The following is a 14,825-nucleotide window of genomic DNA, read 5'->3' as shown; positions in this document are numbered from 1 at the left end:
GACCCAGGGCGAGGGGGATGGTGGGTGGGCCGGTGCGGAGGAGGTCGGCGACCAGGGACGGGAGGTCTCGGGGAGCGAAGCGGCCTTCGTGGGCTTGGAGTTCTTCCAGGGTCCACCAGCGGTGGCCGTGAACGTTCTCGGCGGCCATCTCGTCGGCCGTGAAGGTGCCAGCGGCGTCGAACGCCGGGGTGCGGATCAGGAAGTAGTCGTTGATGACGCCTTCGTAGCCGTCGGCGTGGCCTTCGGCAACTACTTCCTGGTGCCAGACGAGCGGCGGATCCTCGGTCAGGGTGAGGCCGACCTCTTCGGTCAGCTCGCGACGAAGGCCCTCCTGCAGGGACTCGGTCGGCTCCAGCCCACCGCCGGGTGTGGCCCACAGCGGCCCGTCGTCGAACTCGAAGCGGACCAGCAGCAGCCGGTCGTCGGGATCGAGGATGATGGCGCGTGCGGCCGGGCGCAATCGAGGGCGCGTGAGCTCCAGCTCCTGATTCTGCTCGACAACAGAGAAGCCGAAGCGCGCGTTGACCTTCTGCATCGCCGTGTTGGAGAGCGCGGTCCACGTGTGCAGAGAGGACTGCGCCTCAAGATGTTCAGCGAGCAACTCAAGGTTCGCCAGCTTCAAGTGCGTGCCGAGGTTGTGCCCGCGGTGGTCCCGCAAAACCAGCGTGTCGTCCTGCTGAACATTGTCCGGATCCGTCCGCGGAACGTAGATCAGCGTGTACCCAGCAGGCGAGCCGGCGTCGGTGTGCGCCATCGTCACCAGCGCGAGGTAGCTGCGATCCACGCGCTCCTCACCCTCCACCAACCGCTCGACCGTCCACGGCACCGTCTCGCGCGTCATCCCGCCGGTCGGTACGTCGTTGTCCATCGCCGTGTGCAGATCGGCGTACGCCTGCTGGTGTTCCGGCGGGCAGACCCCCGCCCACGACGTCAGCGTGTAACCCTCGAGCTTGCCCGCCGACTCCCGCAGCTCAGCCAGCCGCACCGAGTCATACGGCAGGGGTACGACGAGATGGTCCTCGACGTGCTCGACCGTGAAACCCAACCCCTCCGCGAACACGGACCCGGGCCACGGCGACGACGGAACGCCGAGCTCGGTCTGGAAGATCGTCCGCCCGAGCTGGGCGGCACGGGTCGCGGCCCATTGCCACAACGCCGTACCAACGCCACGGCGCCGAAACGAAGGCGGTACGTCGATCTCGACGTCGACGTTGTCCAGGTTGTCCTGCAACCGGTACTCGAAGAGCATCGCCCCGACGACCTGATCGTCGTCCAGGGCAACGACCGCGAGCCGGGTCTTCAGCGGCGACGGGTCGCGCAGTGAGACGGCGAACGTCTCCCGTGTTCCGAGGAGGGCCGCCGACCGTCCCGCGACCACCCCCGCGTGCAGGGCGTCGTACCACTGGTCGAACAGAACAGGGTCGGCCGGGTCGATCTCGCGAACGGTGATCACCCGGCCGACCCAATCAGTTCCCAGGGTCAGAAGCTACCGATTAAACCGGCGCGATCTTCCCCGAGTACATGCCCATGATGACGAAGTTGTCGGCGTACGGCGCGTTCTTCAGGATCGGGTCGTCGTCGGCCGGGAACTTGGCCACCCGCTTGCCCTCCAGCGCCGGGTTGTTCCCGTACCGCTCCCACAGCGGGATGATCGGCAGCAGCTCGTTGAACGCGAGCGCCGCGGCGGTCACGTTCTTCTTCTGCTCCTCGACGTCCAGACCCTGCGCGGACTTGTCGACGACGGCCTTGAGGTCGATGTCGCCGGCCGAGGTCTTCTGCTTGAGCGGGAAGTTCATCCCCTTGCCGCCCTGGTTCGCGGCCGTCACGTAGTTGAACGTGTAGAGGTCCTGGACGAACGAGAAGTACGGGTGCGGGTGCGACGACGCGCCCCAGCTCTGGATCGCCAGGTCGAACTTGCCGGCCAGTACGTCGGGGGTCAGCTGGGTGAAGGTGATCCCGCGCTTGGTGATGTTGAAGCCGAACTTGGTCAGCTGGTCGGCCGCGTTGGTGGCGGCCGGGTTCCAGTCGGCGAACTCGGTCGGGAACTTGATGTCGTACGCCGCGGGCTTACCGGCCGGAGTCTGCCACTTGTCGCCGGCCTTCTTCCAGCCGGCCTCGGTGAGCAGCTGGGTGGCCTTGGCGAAGTCCTTCTCGTACGCCTGCAGCTTCTTCTGGTCGGCGTCGGAGACCCAGTCCGGAACGGTCTGGTCGGAGAAACCGGCCATGAACTTGCAGGCCTTGCCGGACTCGCCGAGCGCGATCGTGCCGTTCTCGCCGCGGTCCAGGACGTAGGCGATCGCCTGCCGGACGCGAACGTCGGCGAACTCCGGGCGGGTCGTGAAGTTGAAGACCAGCGCGGGACCGGAGTACACCGGCGGGCGCAGGATCCGGAAACCGTTGCTCTCGAAGGTCTTCTCGCTGGCCACCGCGAAGCCGTGGGTCGCGTAGTCGACGTCCTTGTTCATCACCGTCGGGGTGATGTCGGAAGTCTCACCGTTGTAGAGCACGACCTTGGTGAAGCCAACCTTGTCGGCGAACAGGCCCTTGTCGTTCTTGACCAGCGACATCTGCGCGTTCGTCATGGTCTTCGGGTCGTAGTTGAACGGCCCGGACACGATCGGGTTCTCCGGGTGGAACTTCTGGAAGTCGCCGTTGAGGGTCTTGCCCTCGCCGTCGTCCAGGCTGCCCTTGGCCTTGCGCAGCGTCTCGGCCTTGGTCGCCCACTCGCCGTACACGGCCGACGGCAGGATCGGGGCGCGCAGGATGTACCGCTCGAGCACAGTCGACGGCGTACCGATCGTGAAGACGACCGTGGTGTCGTCGGTCGCCTTGACGTCGGACAGGAACGTCCAGTCCTGCTGGCGCATCAGCCAGCGCAGGTTGGACGTCGCGACGACGTCCTTGCTGGTCACGGGCGATCCGTCGCTCCAGGTCAGGCCGGACCGCAGCTTGAGGGTGTAGGTCTTGGCCGCCTCGTCCAGCGTGCCGGACTCGGCCATCATCCACTCCCACTTCTTGTCGGCCCAGTAGTACAGGCCGGCGCTGGGGTAGACGAGGTCCATGTACGGGCTGCCGGCCTGCTGGATGCCGTCGAGGACACCGGCGGCCAGGTTGAAGTGGCCCTTCGGCGGCAGCTGGTACGGATACGCGCCGTGGAACTCCTTCTCACCGCCGCTGCCGCCCTGGGCGGCGGGCTTGCTGGGCGAGCACGCCACGGCCGAGCCGAGACCGGCAGCGCCGAGACCGGCGAAGCCGAAGAGCTGGAGCACGTTGCGGCGGGAGACCTCGTTGGTCCGGGCCCGTGCCGCGGACTCGTTACTGCCGGTGGGACTCATCCTCGGTCCTTTCCTGATCCTGACCGCACGCCGTCGCGCGACCAGTTGTACTGAACTACTGCTGACCGTCTTCTCGCTTCGTCCGTCGGCGGGTCCAGACGACACCGGCGACGACGATCAGGCCCAGGAACAGGCCCAAGAACAAGGTGAACAACGTGACCACGAACTCCGGCGTACCGGGCGTGAGCGTGAGCAGCAGGACGCCCGCGCCGAGCACCAGAAAGGCTGCCCAGCCGAGCGCCATCCGCCCCAGCTCCGGAGGCATCAGGCCGCCGGCTCATCGGCGCCGTCCCGGGCGACCACGTGACAGGCGGCCGACTGGCCCGGCCGGACCTGGATCAGCTGCGGTACGTCGCCGTCGCACAGCCCGTCCTCGAACCGGCCGCAGCGCGGGTGGAACGCACAGCCCGGTGGCAGGTGCGCCAGGCTCGGAATCTCCAGGCTGCGCAGGGATTCCGCGTTCTTGGTGCGGGTCAGATCGGGGTCCGGCTCCGGGATCGCGTCGATCAGTGCCCGGGTGTAGGGGTGCGTCGGCGCGTTGATGATCCGCGGGGTCGGGCCGAACTCGACGATCCGGCCGAGGTACATCACCGCGGTCCGGCCGCGCCAGCCGAAGTACTTCGCGATCGCCAGGTCGTGGGTGATGAACAGGAACCCGACGCCGAGCTCGTCGCGCAGCCGGCCGAGCATCGCCAGCACGCTGATCCGGATCGACACGTCGAGCATCGAGGTCGACTCGTCGGCGATGATGATCTTCGGGTCCAGGGTGAGCGCCCGGGCGACCGCAACTCGTTGCCTTTGGCCACCAGACAGCTGGTGCGGGTACTTCGAGAGGTAGTTCTCCGGCGGCGTCAGATCGACCTTCGTGAGCAACTCGTACGCACGCTCGGCGGCAGCCTGCTTCCCCTTCACCACACCGTGTTTGAGCAGCGGCGCAGTGAGCGTCTGCTGGATCGTACGGGTCGGGTTCAGCGAAGCGTACGGGTCCTGGTGGACGTACTGCACGCTGCGCCGGAAGTCCCGGAAGTCCCGCTTCTTCAGCGACCAGATGTCGGTGCCGTCGAACATCACCTGACCGCTGCTCGGCCGGGTGAGCCCAGCCGCCATCCGGGCCGCCGTCGTCTTCCCCGAACCGCTCTCCCCCACCAGGCACAACACCTCGCCCGGGTTGATCGACAGGTTGGCCTGGTCGACCGCACGGATCGGCCCGGCCTTGGTGTCGAACACCTGGCTGACCCCGTCTAGCGTCATCAACGGCTTGCCGGACGCATCCTGTACGGCGGGAGTCTCGTCGACCGCGGTCATGATGCGGTCCTCCGTTCGAGGTGGACCTGATCGGAGTGGATGCAGGCGACGTCGTGGGCGTCACCCGGCTCGTCGGTGATCGGGATCAACGGCGGATCCACCTCCTGGCATTCGTCGGTCGCGAACTTGCACCGCGGGTGGAACGAGCAGCCCGTCGGCAACGCGGCCAGGCTCGGCGGTCCGCCGGGGATCGACTCGAGATCCGGCAGGTCGCCGACGATCGGTGGCACGGCCTTGATCAGACCGAGCGTGTACGGGTGCCGCGGCTTGTAGAACATGTCCCGGACACCACCCGTCTCGATGATGCGGCCGGCGTACATGGTGGCGACGCGGTCGGCGAGCTCGGCGGCCAGCGAGAGGTCGTGCGAGATGAAGATCATCGAGAAGCCGAGCCGCTCGCGTACCTCGTGCAGTACGTCGACCACCGACCGCTGGGTGAGGATGTCGAGTGCCGTCGTCGGCTCGTCGAGGATCAGTACCTCGGGCTCCAGCAGCAGGCTCATCGCGATCAGCACCCGCTGCCGCATTCCGCCGGACAGCTCGTGCGGATACGAGTCCATCACCCGCTCGGGCTCGAGCCGAACCAGCCGGAGCAGCTCGGCCGCGCGCTCCTCGATCTCCTGCTTGGTGGCCTTGGTGTGCGCGCGCATCGTGTCGTGCATGTGCCCGCGGATCTTCAGCACCGGGTTGAAGGCGTTCATCGCACCCTGGAACACCATCGCGGCATCCCGCCACCGGAACTGCCGCAGATCGCGACCATCGAGACCCAGTACGTCGATCTCGGTCCCGTCACCGCGGTTGAACGTGACCTGGCCGGACGCGTGCCCGAGCCGCGGCAGCAACCGCAGCAGACCGAGCCCGAACGTCGTCTTACCGCAACCGCTCTCGCCCACCAGCGCCAGGCTCTCGCCCGGATAGAGGTCCAGGTCGACACCACGGACCGCCTGCACCGTCGTACCGGAGCCGGTCCGGTACTCGACCTTGAAGTCGCGGATCGAGAGCAGGGGTTTGCCGGTCCCGCCACGCACGGCGCGAGCACTTGTCACAGGAACAGTCATGCCGATCACCGGTCCCGGAGACGGGGGTTGAGGATCTCCTCGAGCGATCTGGTCATCATCACCAGACCGAGCAGGAGCAACGTGATGGCGACGACCGGACTGAGGATGAACCCCAGACTGGCGTCGTTGAAGATCGCGCCGGCGATCCAGGCGCGGTTCAGCATGATCCCCCAGTTCGATCCGGTCAGTGGTGCGAGGCCGAGCAGGTACAGGCCGACGAGCGAGTAGATCGCGTTCGTCACGCCGATCATGAAGTTCATCAGGATGAAGCTGGCCATGTTCGGCAGGATCTCGACGAACACCACCCGCGGCGTGCCGAGGTCGAGCAGCCGGGCCGCCTCGACGAACTCACGTTCCTTCAGCGACAGCACCTGGGACCGCACAGCCCGTGTGAGCACCGGCCAGGACAATCCACCGACCAGCAACGCCAGCAGAAGTGGTGAGTCGAGCTTGAACAGCGCGCCGAGGACGGCGAGCAGGACGATCTGCGGCACGGTCAGTACGACGTCGGCCGCCGTCACGACCGCGGAGTCGACCCAGCCGCCGAGGTAGGCGGCCAGCGATCCGAGCGCGATCGCCAGGGCGGTCGAGATGGCGGCGGCGACGAACCCGATGAAGATGACGGACCGGCCGCCGTCGATCATCTGGATCAGCACGTCCTTACCCTCGTTGTCGGTGCCGAGCAGATGCCCGGGCGACCCGAAGGGCAGCAGGATCTCCTTGATGTTGGGCTCGATCGTCGGGGTGAAGATCGGGCCGATCGAGGTGATCAGCACCAGCAGCGCCACGATGATGAAGCCGATGAACCCGGCCGGGCTGCGGCGCAACGAGCGCAGGATCCCGGCGAACCGGGAGACCCCGGTCGTCCCGATCGCGGCGACGGCGCCGCTGGTCACAGTGTCGGTGGCCACGCGCTTACCCCTTGGCCTTCCCGCCGACCCGGATCCGCGGATCCAGCCGGCTGTAGAGGACATCGGCGAGCAGGTTGGCCACCACGACCGAGATCGTGACGACCAGGAAGATGCCTTGCAGAACGGGATAGTCGCGCCCGGAGACGGCGTTGTACAGGCTGAAGCCGATGCCCTGGTAGCCGAAGATCTTCTCGACGAAGATCGAGCCGCCGACGACGAAGCCGAGCGACACCGCGAGCTGACTGAACAGCGGCAGTACGGCGTTCCGTCCGACGTACCCGGTGCGGATCCGGCTGTCGGTCAGGCCGCGCGCCCGGGCCACCGTCACGTAGTCCTCGCCGAGCGTCTCGACCGTCGACGACTTCATCACCAGCGCCCACGAGCCCACAGTGGTCAGCAGATACGCCAGGATCGGCAGGGTTGCGTGGTACAGGATGTCGTTCAGGAAGCTGAGACTGAACGCCGGTTCGACGCCTGGCGTGTAGGAACCGCGGGCTTCGGTCAGGTTGAAGACCTGCAGTTTCACGCCGAGGAACACGACGATCAGGATCGCCACGATGTAGTTCGGGATCGCGTGCAGCAGGGATCCGATCGAGGTGAGCAGATGGTCGATCCAGCTCTCCCGGCGGTACGCCATGATCATGCCGGCGATGATGCCGAGCACGAAGCTGAGAATCTGCGCGATACCGACCGAGAACAGGGTCCACGGCAGGTAGGTCTGGATCACCTGGGCGACCGTGGTGCCGGGCGAGAGCAGCGACGTACCGAAGTCACCCTGGACCAGGTTGCCCATGTAGGTGAGGTACTGCAGGATCAGCGGCTCGTCCGGGTCCAGCGAGAACAGGTTCTTCGCCTGCGCCGCGGCGTCGTCGTACGAGATACCGGTCTGCGCGATCTGGGTCTGGATGTAGGTGTCGACCGGGTTCCCCGGCAGCAGCCGGACCAGGAAGAACGTCAGGGTCGACACCAGGAAGATCGTCAGGATCGCCTTGGCCAGTCTCCGGACCAGCCAGGCGCTGAGAAACCGCCGCGCCGCCGAGGGCTTCGGTTCGTCCACCGGCCCTTCGATCAGTTGTTGGGCAGGTGTGTCGACCGCACCGCTCACTGCTCACCTCCATCGAGGACCCCGACGAGCTGACATAGGACTGGTCTAATGCACGATCTCTTGCATTGATCTGCGCACAGTGGCGCTAGTTTGCGCAGCCGCAGGCACCAAGTCAACGGTTTCAGACGTTCGGAAGTGACAGACACCGAATCGTGAGACCACCATCGCCCTCCGCACCGATCCTGCCACGGTGTGTGCCGGATCACGGTCGACCGCAACGCAAAAGCCGCCCGCCATCCCTTGAGATGACGGGCGACTGTTTGCTAGGTCAGCGAGTGGCTCTGTTGATCGCGGAGACCACGGCCTTGAGGGAGGCGGTGAGGATGTTGGCGTCGCGGCCGACACCCCAGAAGACGTCGTCGCCGACCTCGCACTCGACGTACGCCGCGGCCAGGGCGTCACCACCGGCCGAGAGCGCGTGCTCGTGGTAGTCCAGCACCCGTACGTCGTACTTCAGCGGCTTGATCGCGTCGACGAACGCCGAGACCGGGCCGTTGCCCTCACCGGTCAGCTCGTGCGGTACGCCGTTGGAGTAGACCTGCACGCGGAGCTGGTCGCTCTGGCCCTCGCCGGACGACGAGTTGACCGTCAGCAGCGACAGCTTGCCCGGCGCCAGGTACTCGGCCGCGAAGATGTCCCACAGCTGCTGCGGGCCGACCTCGCCACCCTCGGTGTCGGTGTGCTGCTGAACCACCCGGCTGAACTCGATCTGCAGCCGGCGCGGCAGGTCGAGCCGATGCTCGGCCTTCATCATGTACGCGATACCGCCCTTGCCGGACTGCGAGTTCACCCGGATGACGGCCTCGTACGACCGGCCGACGTCCTTCGGGTCGATCGGCAGGTACGGCGCCTCCCAGTGGATCTCGCCGACCGGACGACCCTCGGCGGCAGCCTGCTTGTCCAGCGCCTCCAGGCCCTTCTTGATCGCGTCCTGGTGCGAGCCGGAGAAGGCGGTGTAGACCAGGTCACCGGCGTACGGCTGGCGCTCCGGGACCCGCATCTGGGTGCAGTACTCGACCGTACGGCGGATCTCGTCGATATCGGAGAAGTCGATCTGCGGGTCGATCCCCTGGCTGAACAGGTTCATCCCCAGCGTCACCAGGTCGACGTTCCCGGTCCGCTCACCGTGGCCGAACAGACAACCCTCGACCCGGTCCGCACCGGCCATCAGCGCCAGCTCGGTGGCGGCGACCGCCGTACCGCGGTCGTTGTGCGGGTGCAGGCTGATCGTGCTGTGCTCGCGCCGGGTCAGGTGCCGGCTGAACCACTCGATCTGGTCGGCGTAGACGTTCGGCGTGGACATCTCGACGGTGGCCGGCAGGTTCAGGATGATCTCGCGCCCGGCGGCCGGCTGCCACTGGTCGCTGACCGCCTCGCAGACCTCGAGCGCGAACTCCAGCTCGGTCCCGGTGAAGATCTCCGGGCTGTACTGGTAGCCGAACTCGCAGTCGCCCAGCATGTCGTCGGCGTACTTCATCACCGTCTCGGTGCCGCGGACCGCGATGTTCAGGCACTCGGCCTTGTCGACGTTGAAGACGACCCGGCGGAACAGCGGCGCGGTCGCGTTGTAGAGGTGGATGGTCGCCTTCGGCGAGCCCTGCAGCGACTGCACGGTCCGCTCGATCAGCTCGTCCCGGGCCTGGGTCAGCACCGAGATCGTCACGTCGTCCGGGATCGCGTCACCCTCGATCAGGCTGCGGACGAAGTCGAAGTCGTACTGACTCGCACTCGGGAAACCGACCTCGATCTCCTTGTAGCCCATCTTCACCAGCAGGTCGAACATCCGCCGCTTGCGGGCCGGCGACATCGGCTCGACCAGCGCCTGGTTGCCGTCGCGGAGGTCGGTGGACAGCCAGCGCGGGGTCTTGGCGACCGTCTTGGCCGGCCAGGTGCGGTCCGGCAGGTCGATCGGCGGGAACGCGCTGTAGCGGTGGATCGGCATGCCGGAAGGCTGCTGTACAGGCTGAGGCTGGTTCTGCGGTGCCACGGGGATTCTCCTCGGAAGTATGTGCAGTACGCGGGCCGACCGGCGTACAACAGAACTCCGCGGCGAGGGAACCGGCCTTGTCAGGCCTCGCCGCGGCAGCGAAGGAGGAGAAGCTGGTGCCGCATAGTGACTGTGAGTCTATGCACAACCCCGCCCACGCGTCGAACCGGGGGTCCCACGGACCGAGACACGGAGCGTTACTGCGGCAGGACCGAGCGCCCGCCGCCGTCGCGACCCTCGATGATCCCCGGCCGGCCGAATCCGCCACCCTCCATCAGCATCATGAAACGGGTGTCGATCTCGCCCCACAGCTCCCGCTGCCAGCTGTGGATCTCCCAGTAGCGCTCGACCAGGGCCTCGTGCATCAGTTGGTTCGCGGTCTTCTGCGCACTCGCCCGGATCAGCGGCTCGATCTCGGCCAGCTTCTCGTTCAGTACGACGGCCGGCACCGGGATGCCCTGGGCGTTCTGCCCGGACATCATGTCCCGGCGCCACTGCTGACCGCGGTTGTAGCCCTCACCGGTGAAGTCGTCGGCGATCGACAGCTTCTGCCCGAGTGCGCCGGCGGTGAACCCGTCGACGATCTGGGCGCGGCCCTTGACCGCGTTGTCGACCGCCTTGGCCTCGTCCTCACCGTCGCCGAGGGTCGCCAGCGTGCCGACGATCGCGGCCAGCCCGCCCACAATCAGTCCACCGGCGATCAGTGCCTCGGCGGTGAGCAGCGCTGCGGCCTTCTCGGCGAGCGAGGTCGCGATCCGCCGGTAGTTCGGTTCGAGCACGACCTTGAGAGTGGTCTTCGGGGCGATCTTGAGCTGGGTTCCGTCAGCGGCGGTGAAGGACAACTCCTTGAGCTTCAGATCGAGTCCGGCCTCGAGGGTGGCGAACTTGATCTGCTCGTCCGCGGCGGCCTTACCGTCCACCTCCAGCAGCGTGAACCCGAACTTCAGTTCGTACGCCTCACCGTCGAGCGAGGTCTCCAGCCCGAGCTTGCCCTTGTCCGCGTTCGCCTCGCCGCCGAACTTCCCCTTCCACGCACTGCCCTCGAGCAGTCCGCTGGTGAACTTGTGCAGCTCGGTCGAAACCTCACCCTGGTACGACGCACCCTTGCCGTCGGTCACCACTCCGCCTGCACCCTTGACCGCACTGTCGCCGGCACCTGGCGCGATGACCTCGAAATCGGCCGACCCTCCGGCGACCAGCTGCAACTGGCCGAACCCGAGCTCCTTGGTGGCCTTCTCCTCCGGGGCATTGACGGTGAGCTTGCCCGACGGGCCGACGACGGCCGGTTGCTGCTCGGCAACCTTCTGGCTGACGGCGGCATTGCCTGCCTGCTGCTGGAGCTGGAGCATCGTGGCCTGGGAGCTGTTCACCTCAGGTTCGGCACGGCTGACCTGCGGCCGGCTGGAGCGTTCGTCTTCACGCAGGCCGGTCCGCTCCATGCCTACCACTCTGCCGCCGCCCACCGAAGGCTCACCAGAGCCGAACGCGCCGCGCAGTTTGCCTTCAAGGGCACTTGAATACCTAGGCTCTCGGCTATGACCTCCCTCCTCGAACGGATCGGCACTACCGGCCTCGGTGTGCTCGTCACGCTCAAGCGCGACGGCCGGCCGCAACTGTCGAACATCACCTATGTGTACGACGGCGAGCGCGTCCGCATCTCGCTGACCGACGACCGCGCGAAGACCAAGAACCTGCGCCGGGACCCGCGCGCCAGCATCTACATCAACGGTGCGAACGGCCGCTCGTACCTGGTCCTGGAAGGAAAGGCGGAGCTCACTCCGGTCGCCGCCGACCCGTACGACGCGACAGTCGAGGAGCTCGTCGACTACTACCGGAAAGGGTCGGGTGAGCACCCGGACTGGGATGAGTACCGGGCCGTGATGGTGCAGGACAAACGGCTGATCTTCTCAATGACCGTGGACCACGCCTACGGAATGCCGTCGCCCAGCTGACACATTAAATGGGTCGCGCGACCGGGTCGCGGGAGGCACTCTGGGGCTGTGGAGATCACGAGACTGTCGCCTGACGACGAAGCCGGCGTAGCCGCCGCGTCAGCCCTGGAGACTGCCGCCGCGAAGGTCGACTGCCCGGGGCTGGTGATGTCGACCCCGAAGGGGCTGGCGAACGCACTGCGCTACGGCTGGGACCTCAACCCCGGTAAGAAGTACCTGGCCCACGACGCCGACGGCACGCTGGTCGGCACGGTCGGCCTGCACTTCCCGAAGTACGAGAACACCGACCAGGTGTGGTTCGACGTCTGGGTCCATCCCGACCATCGCGACGGTACGACGGTCTGGGCGGAGCTGACGGCGTTCGCCGAGCAGGAAGCCCGGGACGCCGGCCGCACCATGATGGGCCTCAACACCTTCGACACCCCGCGGGACATCGCCCTGGCGACCGAGCACGGCTACGAGCAGAAGGCCGTCGAGGTGAACCGCAAGCAGGAACTCACCGGCCTCGACTGGAACGCCGTACAGAACCTGTACGACGGCGCTGTCGCCAAGTCCACCGAGTACGAACTGCTGCGGATCAAGGGCGCGCTGCCGGACGACATGGTCGAGGAAATGATCGCCGTCGCCGAGTCGATCAACGACGCGCCGACCGACGACCTCGAGATCGAGGACGACGTCTACAGCACCGAGCGGCTGCGCGCCTACGAAGAGGCCCAGGCGAAGTGCGACAACACCATCTACCGGCTCGTCGCGCGGCAGAAGGAGACCGGTGCACTGGCCGGTCACACCGTGATCGCTGTCGAGCGTGAGCGTCCGGAGATGGGTTGGCAGCACGACACGTCGGTTTCCCGCGATCACCGTGGTCACCGCCTCGGCGCGCTGCTCAAGGCCGGCATGCTGCAGTGGCTGCGCGAGGAAGAGCCCCAGCTCGCCCGGGTCGACACCTGGAACGCCGAGTCCAACAACCACATGATCAGCATCAACGAACAGCTCAACTACGAGATCGTCGCCCGCTTCCTCGACTACCAGAAGAAGCTGTAGCACCTCAGCGGTTCGCAGTCATCCCGCCGACAACCGGGGGTTTGAACAGGAAATGGTGGGCGTGAACAGGTCATTACTTGTTCACACCCCCCCACAGGGTGTCCACACCCCCTCTGTAAGCCCAGCCGCGGCGAGCAACCACCGGGGCGGGAGTTAGACCGCTTCGACGATGGTTACGTGCATGCGGTTGGTGATGGTGAAGCCCATGGCGGTGTAGAGGCGTTGGGCGGTGACGTTGGTGCCGCCGGTGTGCAGGAACGGGGTGCGGCCGGTTGCGGTGATCTCGGCCGCGACCGCCCGGATGAGGCGGCGCGCCAGGCCCTGACCGCGGTGGTCGGGGTGCGTGCAGACAGCACTGATCTCCGCGTACGACGGGAGCGTCTGCCGGACACCGGCCATGGCGATCAGCTCGCCGGCCCGGCGGATGCCCAGGTACGGGCCGAGCTCGATCGTGCGGGTGCGGAACGGGCCCGGGTCGGTGAGCGCGACCAGGGCGACCATCTCCGGTACGTCGTCCGCCGTCAGAGCGACCGCCTCATCGTCGACCGCGCCCAGCCCGTCCGGTGCCACGAACTGGACGAGGTCGAACTGCTGGTCCAGCTTGAACGACTCCGGCAGCGGGAAGTCCGGTCGCATCAGAGCGACCGTCGTACCGGGGTCGAGCAGGGCGGCCGCGTCGGCCCAGTCCTGCTCGGTCGGCTCGTCGGGAACACTCAGGAACGGCGCGACCTCGGGGAGGTAGCGGTGGGCGTTACCGCGGGACTCCGCGAAAAGCGCGTGCGGGCCGGTGAGAGCGTCGTACGTCGGGTTCCGCAAACCCATCAGAACCCGAGCTTGCGCAGGTGCTTGGCGTCGGTCTGCCAGTTCTTGGCGATCTTGACGTGCAGGTCGAGGTAGACCGGCGTCCCCAGCAGAGCCTCGATCTGACGGCGGGCCTCGGCCCCGACCTCGCGCAGCCGGGCGCCCTTGTGCCCGATCACGATGCCCTTCTGGCTGTCGCGCTCGAGGAAGATGTTCGCGTAGATGTCGAGCAGCGGCTTGTCCTCGGGACGGTCCTCGCGCAGACCCATCTCGTCGATGGTGACGGCGATCGAGTGCGGCAGCTCGTCGCGGACGCCCTCCAGCGCGGCCTCACGGATGAGCTCCGCGACCAGGGTCTCCTCGGGCTCGTCGGTGATGTCGCCGTCCGGGTAGAGCGGGAAGCCGTCGGGCAGCAACTGGGTCAGCTCGCTCGCGACCAGCTCGACCTGGAAGCCGGAAGTCGCCGACACCGGGATGATCGCGGCCCACTCGATCCCGGCCGCCTCCCCCAGCTCCTGGATCTCGGTCAGGTGCTCGAGCATCCGCTCGGGTGCGACCAGGTCCGCCTTGGTGGCGAGCGCGACCTTCGGCGTCTTGGCGACCTTCGCGGCCTCGGCGACCAGGAAGCGGTCCCCCGGGCCGATCTTGTCGCTGGCCGGCAGGCAGATCCCGATCACGTCGACCTCGGCCCAGGTGCTCTTCACCAGGTCGTTCAGCCGCTGACCGAGGAGCGTACGCGGCTTGTGCAGACCGGGGGTGTCCACCAGGATCAGCTGCGCGTCCGGCCGGTGCACGATCCCCCGTACGGCGTGCCGCGTGGTCTGCGGCTTCGACGAGGTGATCACGATCTTCTGGCCGACGAGCGCATTCGTGAGCGTGGACTTGCCCGCGTTCGGCCGGCCGACGAAGCACGCGAACCCCGACTTGAACCCAGTGGGCTGCTGAGTGGGGGCAGGCGCGGGGGCCGGGCGGCCCTTGCCCTTGGTGGGCTTCTCAGGTGTTGATGACATTGCGGACCTCTCCGGTCGGATCGGCCACGACGACCGGAATAGCGGCGCCGGCGAAGTGCCGTACGACGTTGATGTCAGCAGTATCCGCCTCGGTGACGACAGCTGCCGCCTCGAGACCCTTCACGCCGGAAGCCAGCGCCATGGCGACTGCCAACTGCAGTGCGGTCAGGTCGACGGTGTCGAGGGCGACCGTGCACGCCGAGTACGTGCGGCCGTCGGAGTCGCGTACGGCGGCACCCTCGGCCGCACGGGTACGCGCACGCGCCGCGCGGGCGAGCGTGACGAGTTTGGCGTCCTCCGCCGAAAGATCTGACAAGTGA

General features: G+C 67.0%; 14 protein-coding genes. 2 read left to right on the top strand and 12 right to left on the bottom strand.

All coding sequences use genetic code 11. The features are described from left to right. The 9 genes from E1261_RS13855 to E1261_RS13815 form a co-directional block, all read right to left on the bottom strand. A partial coding sequence (locus E1261_RS13855) for a bifunctional GNAT family N-acetyltransferase/NUDIX hydrolase (protein ID WP_132406561.1) occupies positions 1-1,453 on the bottom strand: 1,453 nt, incomplete at its 3' end. Positions 1,454-1,493: 40 nt separating this feature from the next. Then, positions 1,494-3,335, bottom strand: a complete 1,842-nt coding sequence (locus E1261_RS13850) for an ABC transporter substrate-binding protein (protein ID WP_132406559.1) — start codon at positions 3,333-3,335, stop codon at positions 1,494-1,496. Between the two features lie 55 nt (positions 3,336-3,390). Continuing rightward, positions 3,391-3,600, bottom strand: a complete 210-nt coding sequence (locus E1261_RS13845) for a hypothetical protein (RefSeq protein ID WP_238176203.1) — start codon at positions 3,598-3,600, stop codon at positions 3,391-3,393. After that, positions 3,600-4,640, bottom strand: coding sequence for an ABC transporter ATP-binding protein (locus E1261_RS13840; RefSeq protein ID WP_132406555.1), 1,041 nt, complete (start codon positions 4,638-4,640; stop codon positions 3,600-3,602). The genes E1261_RS13845 and E1261_RS13840 overlap by 1 nt, the downstream gene beginning before the upstream one ends. After that, positions 4,637-5,698: an ABC transporter ATP-binding protein gene (locus tag E1261_RS13835; RefSeq protein ID WP_132406553.1), complete on the bottom strand. Its 1,062-nt coding sequence runs from the start codon at positions 5,696-5,698 to the stop codon at positions 4,637-4,639. Before E1261_RS13835 ends, E1261_RS13840 begins: the two co-directional genes overlap by 4 nt. A gap of 5 nt (positions 5,699-5,703) precedes the next feature. Continuing rightward, positions 5,704-6,609 (bottom strand): ABC transporter permease, encoded by a 906-nt coding sequence (locus E1261_RS13830; protein WP_238176202.1) that lies wholly within the window; start codon positions 6,607-6,609, stop codon positions 5,704-5,706. Positions 6,610-6,613: 4 nt separating this feature from the next. Further along, complete coding sequence (locus E1261_RS13825; RefSeq protein ID WP_202874672.1) at positions 6,614-7,714, bottom strand: ABC transporter permease; 1,101 nt, start codon at positions 7,712-7,714, stop codon at positions 6,614-6,616. A 268-nt stretch (positions 7,715-7,982) separates the two neighbouring features. Continuing rightward, positions 7,983-9,656 (bottom strand): 2-isopropylmalate synthase, encoded by a 1,674-nt coding sequence (leuA, locus tag E1261_RS13820; protein WP_202874670.1) that lies wholly within the window; start codon positions 9,654-9,656, stop codon positions 7,983-7,985. Between the two features lie 242 nt (positions 9,657-9,898). Next, a complete protein-coding gene (locus E1261_RS13815; RefSeq protein ID WP_132406547.1) occupies positions 9,899-11,140 on the bottom strand; it encodes a hypothetical protein in 1,242 nt (413 codons plus the stop codon). A gap of 96 nt (positions 11,141-11,236) precedes the next feature. Here E1261_RS13815 and E1261_RS13810 point away from each other — a divergent pair, with 96 nt between their 5' ends. After that, positions 11,237-11,653, top strand: coding sequence for a PPOX class F420-dependent oxidoreductase (locus E1261_RS13810; RefSeq protein ID WP_132406545.1), 417 nt, complete (start codon positions 11,237-11,239; stop codon positions 11,651-11,653). Positions 11,654-11,701: 48 nt separating this feature from the next. Beyond that, on the top strand, positions 11,702-12,694 hold the full coding sequence (locus tag E1261_RS13805; protein WP_238176201.1) for a GNAT family N-acetyltransferase: 993 nt from the start codon (positions 11,702-11,704) through the stop codon (positions 12,692-12,694). Positions 12,695-12,847: 153 nt separating this feature from the next. On the opposite strand, the gene E1261_RS13800 is transcribed toward E1261_RS13805, so the two are convergent. From E1261_RS13800 to E1261_RS13790, 3 genes are read right to left on the bottom strand one after another with little or no spacing between them, the layout of a single operon-like run. Continuing rightward, entirely contained in the window at positions 12,848-13,516 is a 669-nt protein-coding gene (locus E1261_RS13800; protein ID WP_132406543.1) for a GNAT family N-acetyltransferase, read from the bottom strand. After that, a complete protein-coding gene (gene era / locus E1261_RS13795) occupies positions 13,516-14,505 on the bottom strand; it encodes a GTPase Era (protein ID WP_132406541.1) in 990 nt (329 codons plus the stop codon). Before era ends, E1261_RS13800 begins: the two co-directional genes overlap by 1 nt. Beyond that, positions 14,489-14,821, bottom strand: coding sequence for a cytidine deaminase (locus E1261_RS13790; protein ID WP_132169738.1), 333 nt, complete (start codon positions 14,819-14,821; stop codon positions 14,489-14,491). The genes era and E1261_RS13790 overlap by 17 nt, the downstream gene beginning before the upstream one ends. Positions 14,822-14,825 lie beyond the last annotated feature (4 nt).

Source organism: Kribbella albertanoniae (assembly GCF_004348455.1).
In the GTDB taxonomy this organism is placed as follows: domain Bacteria; phylum Actinomycetota; class Actinomycetes; order Propionibacteriales; family Kribbellaceae; genus Kribbella; species Kribbella albertanoniae.
This window is presented reverse-complemented; position numbering and strand designations above follow the sequence as displayed.

Coding starts and splice junctions, on each gene's coding strand:
- E1261_RS13850 (WP_132406559.1), bottom strand. CDS start 3,335: ATGAGTCCCACCGGCAGTAACGAGTCCGCGGCACGGGCCCGGACCAAC.
- E1261_RS13845 (WP_238176203.1), bottom strand. CDS start 3,600: ATGCCTCCGGAGCTGGGGCGGATGGCGCTCGGCTGGGCAGCCTTTCTG.
- E1261_RS13840 (WP_132406555.1), bottom strand. CDS start 4,640: ATGACCGCGGTCGACGAGACTCCCGCCGTACAGGATGCGTCCGGCAAG.
- E1261_RS13835 (WP_132406553.1), bottom strand. CDS start 5,698: ATGACTGTTCCTGTGACAAGTGCTCGCGCCGTGCGTGGCGGGACCGGC.
- leuA (WP_202874670.1), bottom strand. CDS start 9,656: ATGCCGATCCACCGCTACAGCGCGTTCCCGCCGATCGACCTGCCGGAC.
- E1261_RS13815 (WP_132406547.1), bottom strand. CDS start 11,140: ATGGAGCGGACCGGCCTGCGTGAAGACGAACGCTCCAGCCGGCCGCAG.
- E1261_RS13810 (WP_132406545.1), top strand. CDS start 11,237: ATGACCTCCCTCCTCGAACGGATCGGCACTACCGGCCTCGGTGTGCTC.
- E1261_RS13800 (WP_132406543.1), bottom strand. CDS start 13,516: ATGGGTTTGCGGAACCCGACGTACGACGCTCTCACCGGCCCGCACGCG.
- era (WP_132406541.1), bottom strand. CDS start 14,505: ATGTCATCAACACCTGAGAAGCCCACCAAGGGCAAGGGCCGCCCGGCC.